This is a genomic window from Nocardia implantans (assembly GCF_035544775.1).
In the GTDB taxonomy this organism is placed as follows: Bacteria; Actinomycetota; Actinomycetes; order Mycobacteriales; family Mycobacteriaceae; genus Nocardia; species Nocardia implantans.
This window is the reverse complement of the sequence record NZ_JAYKYQ010000027.1, coordinates 1-5,407: the sequence shown is the minus strand read 5'-3', so window position 1 is coordinate 5,407 and position 5,407 is coordinate 1. Positions and strand designations below refer to the sequence as shown.

General features: G+C 56.8%; 3 rRNA genes. All 3 read left to right on the top strand.

Features of this window, described 5'->3' with window-relative positions:
• The first annotated feature begins 201 nt into the window (after positions 1–201).
• The 3 genes from U3653_RS33120 to rrf all read left to right on the top strand — a co-directional run bounded on the left by U3653_RS33120 (position 202) and on the right by rrf (position 5,394).
• Positions 202–1,720, top strand: a 16S ribosomal RNA gene (locus tag U3653_RS33120).
• A gap of 300 nt (positions 1,721–2,020) precedes the next feature.
• Positions 2,021–5,138, top strand: a 23S ribosomal RNA gene (locus U3653_RS33115).
• Positions 5,139–5,277: 139 nt separating this feature from the next.
• Positions 5,278–5,394 (top strand): 5S ribosomal RNA (rrf, locus tag U3653_RS33110).
• Together the 16S, 23S and 5S rRNA genes form the textbook arrangement of a ribosomal RNA operon.
• The last annotated feature ends 13 nt before the right edge of the window (positions 5,395–5,407 follow it).

The following is a 5,407-nucleotide window of genomic DNA, read 5'->3' as shown; positions in this document are numbered from 1 at the left end:
GTGTGTGCGTGTGTTCTTTGAGAACTCAATAGTGTGTCGATGAATGTCAGTGCCAATTATTTTTGGTTTCGGCTCTTCATACCCCCGTGTGGAGGGTCGGACATTTTTAGTCAGCTAATTTCCGGCTGGCGATTGTTTTGCTGGGTTTTCGGACTCTGGTTTTTGATCTGATTGCATCTTTCGGGGTGTGATTGTGAGTCTTCAACGGAGAGTTTGATCCTGGCTCAGGACGAACGCTGGCGGCGTGCTTAACACATGCAAGTCGAGCGGTAAGGCCCTTCGGGGTACACGAGCGGCGAACGGGTGAGTAACACGTGGGTGATCTGCCTCGCACTTCGGGATAAGCCTGGGAAACTGGGTCTAATACCGGATATGACTTCTGGTCGCATGGCTGGGGGTGGAAAGATTTATCGGTGCGAGATGGGCCCGCGGCCTATCAGCTTGTTGGTGGGGTAATGGCCTACCAAGGCGACGACGGGTAGCCGGCCTGAGAGGGCGACCGGCCACACTGGGACTGAGACACGGCCCAGACTCCTACGGGAGGCAGCAGTGGGGAATATTGCACAATGGGCGAAAGCCTGATGCAGCGACGCCGCGTGAGGGATGACGGCCTTCGGGTTGTAAACCTCTTTCGACAGGGACGAAGCGCAAGTGACGGTACCTGTAGAAGAAGCACCGGCCAACTACGTGCCAGCAGCCGCGGTAATACGTAGGGTGCGAGCGTTGTCCGGAATTACTGGGCGTAAAGAGCTTGTAGGCGGTTTGTCGCGTCGTCTGTGAAAACTCACAGCTCAACTGTGAGCTTGCAGGCGATACGGGCAGACTTGAGTACTGCAGGGGAGACTGGAATTCCTGGTGTAGCGGTGAAATGCGCAGATATCAGGAGGAACACCGGTGGCGAAGGCGGGTCTCTGGGCAGTAACTGACGCTGAGAAGCGAAAGCGTGGGTAGCGAACAGGATTAGATACCCTGGTAGTCCACGCCGTAAACGGTGGGCGCTAGGTGTGGGTTTCCTTCCACGGGATCCGTGCCGTAGCTAACGCATTAAGCGCCCCGCCTGGGGAGTACGGCCGCAAGGCTAAAACTCAAAGGAATTGACGGGGGCCCGCACAAGCGGCGGAGCATGTGGATTAATTCGATGCAACGCGAAGAACCTTACCTGGGTTTGACATACACCGGAAACCTGCAGAGATGTAGGCCCCCTTGTGGTCGGTGTACAGGTGGTGCATGGCTGTCGTCAGCTCGTGTCGTGAGATGTTGGGTTAAGTCCCGCAACGAGCGCAACCCTTGTCCTGTGTTGCCAGCGGATTATGCCGGGGACTCGCAGGAGACTGCCGGGGTCAACTCGGAGGAAGGTGGGGACGACGTCAAGTCATCATGCCCCTTATGTCCAGGGCTTCACACATGCTACAATGGCCGGTACAGAGGGCTGCGATACCGTGAGGTGGAGCGAATCCCTTAAAGCCGGTCTCAGTTCGGATCGGGGTCTGCAACTCGACCCCGTGAAGTTGGAGTCGCTAGTAATCGCAGATCAGCAACGCTGCGGTGAATACGTTCCCGGGCCTTGTACACACCGCCCGTCACGTCATGAAAGTCGGTAACACCCGAAGCCGGTGGCCTAACCCCTTGTGGGAGGGAGCCGTCGAAGGTGGGATCGGCGATTGGGACGAAGTCGTAACAAGGTAGCCGTACCGGAAGGTGCGGCTGGATCACCTCCTTTCTAAGGAGCATTCTCCAATTCTTGTGTCACAGAGGTGATGCGAGGTTGGCAGAGCCATTACGAGGACGAGTGTTCCTCGGTGGAGCTCATGGGTGGAACGCTGGCATGTGCCGGTCTCTGACCGGATGTAGTCGACACACTGTTGGGTCCTGAAAGAACAGGCGTTCTTTCCAGGCAAAAGATACGACGAGGCTGGTTCTTCAGTCATACCGCTGGGCTTTCGGGTTCGGGCTGGTGCTGAGTCAGGGATTGGTCTTGTGTGTTGTTTGAGAACTGCACAGTGGACGCGAGCATCTTTGTTTGTAAGTGTTGAAGGGCGTTCGGTGGATGCCTTGGCACCAGGAGCCGATGAAGGACGTAGGAGGCTGCGATAAGCCTCGGGGAGCTGTCAACCGAGCTGAGATCCGAGGATTTCCGAATGGGGAAACCCGGCACGAGTGATGTCGTGTCACCCTCCGCTGAATATATAGGCGGTGGGGAGGGAACGTGGGGAAGTGAAACATCTCAGTACCCACAGGAAGAGAAAACAATTGTGATTCCGTGAGTAGTGGCGAGCGAAAGCGGATGAGGCTAAACCATGCGTGTGTGATAGCCGGCAGGTGTTGCACGTGTGGGGTAGTGGGGCTCACTTTCCTATCACTGCCGTGGTAGGCAACAGTCAGAAAAGTGCGTGTTAGTCGAAGTGGTCTGGAACGGCCTGTCGTAGAGGGTGAGAGTCCCGTAGACGAAAATGCGTGCTCTGTTGTAGTGGGTGCCCGAGTAGCAGCGGGCCCGTGAAATCTGCTGTGAATCTGCCGGGACCACCCGGTAAGCCTGAATACTCCCTGGTGACCGATAGCGGACTAGTACCGTGAGGGAAAGGTGAAAAGTACCCCGGGAGGGGAGTGAAATAGTACCTGAAACCGGACGCTTACAATCCGTCAGAGCCTTCCTTTATTGGTGGGGTGATGGCGTGCCTTTTGAAGAATGAGCCTGCGAGTCATCGGTGTGTGGCGAGGTTAACCCGTGTGGGGTAGCCGTAGCGAAAGCGAGTCCGAATAGGGCGTTTTGAGTCGCATGTCATGGACCCGAAGCGGAGTGATCTACCCATGGCCAGGGTGAAGCGACGGTAAGACGTCGTGGAGGCCCGAACCCACTTAGGTTGAAAACTGAGGGGATGAGCTGTGGGTAGGGGTGAAAGGCCAATCAAACTCCGTGATAGCTGGTTCTCCCCGAAATGCATTTAGGTGCAGCGTCACGTGTTTCACGCCGGAGGTAGAGCTACTGGATGGCCTAGGGGGCCCACAAGCTTACCGAAGTCAGCCAAACTCCGAATGCCGGTGTGTGAGAGCGTGGCAGTGAGACTGCGGGGGATAAGCTTCGTAGTCGAGAGGGAAACAGCCCAGATCGCCGGCTAAGGCCCCTAAGCGTGTACTAAGTGGAAAAGGATGTGGGGTCGCGAAGACAACCAGGAGGTTGGCTTAGAAGCAGCCACCCTTGAAAGAGTGCGTAATAGCTCACTGGTCAAGTGATCCTGCGCCGACAATGTAGCGGGGCTCAAGTACACCGCCGAAGCCGCGGCACTCCAACATGCGCCTGCTTTCGAGCCAGGTGTTGGGGTGGGTAGGGGAGCGTCGTGCAGCCGTGGAAGCAGCGGGGTGACCTAGTTGTGGAGGCTGTGCGAGTGAGAATGCAGGCATGAGTAGCGAAAGACGAGTGAGAAACTCGTCCGCCGAATGACCAAGGGTTCCTGGGCCAGGTTAATCCGCCCAGGGTGAGTCGGGACCTAAGGCGAGGCCGACAGGCGTAGTCGATGGACAACGGGTTGATATTCCCGTACCCGTGTATCCGCGCCCAATGGTGAATCATCTGTGCTAATCGTCCTGAACCGGATGGACTTCCTTCGGGGAGCCGGAAGGGGATGCACGAGACCCTGGGTGTAGTAGTCAAGCGATGGGGTGACGCAGGAAGGTAGCTGGGCCAGGTGGTGGATTACCTGGTGTAAGCCGGTAGGGCGTTGTGTAGGCAAATCCGCACAGCATACAGCCTGAGAGGTGATGCGTAGCCGATTGAGGCGAATTCAGTGATCCTATGCTGCCGAGAAAAGCCTCTAGTGAGTTGGTACACGGCCCGTACCCCAAACCGACACAGGTGGTCAGGTAGAGAATACCGAGGCGATCGAGAGAACTGTGGTTAAGGAACTCGGCAAAATGCCCCCGTAACTTCGGGAGAAGGGGGACCACGTCTGGTGACGGGACTTTGCTTCCTGAGCTGGGTGTGGTCGCAGAGACCAGAGAGAAGCGACTGTTTACTAAAAACACAGGTCCGTGCGAAGTCGTAAGACGATGTATACGGACTGACGCCTGCCCGGTGCCGGAAGGTTAAGAGGACCGGTTAGCGCCCTTCGGGGTGCGAAGCTGAGAATTTAAGCCCCGGTAAACGGCGGTGGTAACTATAACCATCCTAAGGTAGCGAAATTCCTTGTCGGGTAAGTTCCGACCTGCACGAATGGCGTAACGACTTCTCTGCTGTCTCAACCACAGACTCGGCGAAATTGCATTACGAGTAAAGATGCTCGTTACGCGCGGCAGGACGAAAAGACCCCGGGACCTTCACTATAGCTTGGTATTGGTGTTCGGTACGGTTTGTGTAGGATAGGTGGGAGACTGTGAAGCGGGCACGCCAGTGTTCGTGGAGTCGTCGTTGAAATACCACTCTGGTCGTATTGGACTTCTAACCTCGGACCCTGATCGGGTTCAGGGACAGTGCCTGGTGGGTAGTTTAACTGGGGCGGTTGCCTCCCAAAATGTAACGGAGGCGCCCAAAGGTTCCCTCAGCCTGGTTGGCAATCAGGTGTCGAGTGCAAGTGCACAAGGGAGCTTGACTGTGAGACTGACGGGTCGAGCAGGGACGAAAGTCGGGACTAGTGATCCGGCACCGGCATGTGGAAGCGGTGTCGCTCAACGGATAAAAGGTACCCCGGGGATAACAGGCTGATCTTCCCCAAGAGTCCATATCGACGGGATGGTTTGGCACCTCGATGTCGGCTCGTCGCATCCTGGGGCTGGAGTAGGTCCCAAGGGTTGGGCTGTTCGCCCATTAAAGCGGCACGCGAGCTGGGTTTAGAACGTCGTGAGACAGTTCGGTCTCTATCCGCCGCGCGCGTCAGAAACTTGAGGAAGGCTGTCCCTAGTACGAGAGGACCGGGACGGACGAACCTCTGGTGTGCCAGTTGTCCTGCCAAGGGCACTGCTGGTTGGCTACGTTCGGAAGGGATAACCGCTGAAAGCATCTAAGCGGGAAGCCTGTTCCAAGATGAGGTTTCTCACCACCTTCGAGTGGTTAAGGCCCCCTATAGACCATGGGGTTGATAGGCCGGAACTGGAAGCACGGTAACGTGTGGAGGTGACCGGTACTAATCGGCCGAGGACTTACCAACAAAGGTTGCTACGCGTCCACTGTGCGGTATCTGAAACAACACACAGATACCCGGAACACACTTCGGTCCATCACCTCGGGTGGTGGGTCCGCCCGGAAGGGTGGGGAGTGTGGGAGGGGTGTGGATAGTTTCATAGAGTTACGGCGGTCATAGCGGTGGGGAAACGCCCGGTCCCATTCCGAACCCGGAAGCTAAGCCTGCCAGCGCCGATGGTACTGCACTCGACAGGGTGTGGGAGAGTAGGACACCGCCGGAACATCCTTTCACGA